Origin of the sequence: Arthrobacter sp. H41, assembly GCF_000520535.1 — a bacterium.
GTDB lineage: Bacteria > Actinomycetota > Actinomycetes > Actinomycetales > Micrococcaceae > Arthrobacter_D.
In genome coordinates this window covers 16,641-18,697 of record NZ_KI914819.1, presented here as the reverse complement: position 1 = coordinate 18,697, position 2,057 = coordinate 16,641, and the positions used below count along the sequence as shown (strand labels likewise).

1 protein-coding gene and 1 pseudogene are annotated in these 2,057 nt (G+C 66.8%); one reads left to right on the top strand and one right to left on the bottom strand.

Features of this window, described 5'->3' with window-relative positions:
• Positions 1-39: 39 nt before the first annotated feature.
• The gene (locus tag Y705_RS0113030; RefSeq protein ID WP_026533173.1) at positions 40-1,389 is read right to left on the bottom strand and encodes an MFS transporter; all 1,350 of its coding nucleotides are present in this window, start codon (positions 1,387-1,389) and stop codon (positions 40-42) included.
• Between the two features lie 199 nt (positions 1,390-1,588).
• Between Y705_RS0113030 and purH the strand changes: the two are divergent.
• Positions 1,589-2,057: pseudogene (gene purH / locus Y705_RS19890) on the top strand (bifunctional phosphoribosylaminoimidazolecarboxamide formyltransferase/IMP cyclohydrolase); the annotation flags it as partial.

Genomic DNA, 2,057 nt, shown 5'->3' with positions numbered 1-2,057 from the left:
CCGGCGCGGGAGTCGTTCCTGCAGCGTAGGTCAGTACAACTAGGGCAGCTTGGCTCCCTTGGTCTCCGGTGCGTTCCTCGCCATGAACAGCACCGCCAGGAGGACGAGGAACCCCGTGATCGCGAAGGTCAGCGGCAGCCCGAGGTAGGGCCACAGCAGCGCTCCGAAGATCAGCGGCACGAGTCCCGCCCCCACTCGGGACACCGTTGACGCCCATCCGAATCCGCTGCCCCGCAGCTCGGTCGGATACAGCTCGGAGACGTAGGTGTACAGCACGGGGATGGCCACCTGGATGGTGAAGTTGAAGACGAGCAGCCACGCCGTGGCCACCACCGGCAGATCGAGGGTGAGCGCGAAGACCACCAGCACGACGGCGGACAGCGGACCCGAGACCGCGAGGATCCACTTGCGTCCCACCCGCTCCACCAGCAGGGCCGCGGCGATGACGCCGAAGAGGCCCATGCCCGTGGTCACCGCCGTGGTGAGGAACGCCACGGACTGGGGGTAGCCCGAGTCGATGAGGATCTTCGGCATCCACGTCAGGGCGCCGTAGTACACGAGCAGGATGGAGAAGAACAGGCTCCAGGCCGTGAGCGTGATCCGCCAGTTGAACCGCCACAACCCGGTCAACTGCCCGGACATGCTGCCGATGGAAAGCTTGGGGACCTCGCCGGGCTCGGGCAACCGCCATGCGGTCCGCGTTCCGCCGGTCCGGTCGATGAGGTCGTTGATGACCGCTTCGGCCTCCCGGGTGCGTCCGCGCTGCACGAGGTACAGGGGGGATTCCGGGACCGAGCGCCGCACCCAGAACACCAGCAGCGCGGGAATCACCATCACTAGCATGGCGGCCCGCCAGTCGAACCGGGCCACCAGCAGCGTGGTGACGATGCCGCAGAGGAACGCCCCGATGGGCCACCACGCATCCATCGCCGTGAGGACCCGGCCCCGGTGCTTCCGCGGCGTGAACTCGCCCACCAGCGCGTAGTCGACGGGGATGCAACCGCCCAGGCCGAAGCCGGCCAGGAACCGGAAGGCGCAGAACCAGACGAAGTCAGGCGAGAACGCGCCGAGCACGGTGAAGATCGAGAAGATCAGCAGGGTAGCGGTGAACGCCGTCTTCCGGCCGATGATGTCCGCGATGGACCCCCAGGCGAACGCCCCCACCGCCATGCCGATGAGGTTCGCGGTTCCCACCCAGGCGGCTTCACCCCGGGTCAGATCCCAGTGGTCCGACAGCAGGGGAATCAGGTACCCGTTGAGGGTGACGTCCCAGGCATCGAACATGAAGCCGAGGCCGCCGATGAGGAAGATCCTGCCCTGGACGCGCCAGCGCCACGGAAGGTCCTGGACCACCTGATCGCCGGTGGGTAGTTCGGTGTGCGTGCTCACGTTGCCTTCCTGGACGGGCTCGATGCCTGGAACACTGTACCGTCCCCTGATTTTACCGGCAGTGTTCTTCGCGGCCGGGATGTCATCCAGTGCGCAGCAATGACCGCTGCCCAGCCCGGAACCCGTTCTTTGTGCGCACTCGATTCGAGCCGCTATAGACTTGGGACGGCCCCATCCCGAAGACCAGACGGAGATTTGCGTGTCCCTGACCCACCTTGACCGCGTTCCCATCCGACGAGCACTGATCTCGGTGTTCGACAAGACGGGACTGGAGGAGCTGGCACTGGGACTGAATCGTGCCGGAGTGGCGATCGTATCCACCGGATCCACCGCGCAGCGCATCGCCGCAGTCGGGGTGCCGGTCACCGAGGTCGCCGAGGTCACGGGCTTCCAGGAGTGCCTCGACGGGCGCGTCAAGACCCTGCACCCGAAGGTCCACGCCGGGATCCTCGCCGACCGACGCCGGCAGGAACACGTCGACCAACTCACCGAACTGGGCATCGAGCCCTTCGACCTCGTGGTCGTCAACCTGTACCCGTTCGTCCAGACCGTACAGTCGGGGGCCGGGCAGGACGACGTCGTCGAGCAGATCGACATCGGCGGGCCGGCGATGGTCCGGTCCGCGGCGAAGAACCACCCGTCGGTCGCCGTCGTCGTCGATCCCGCAC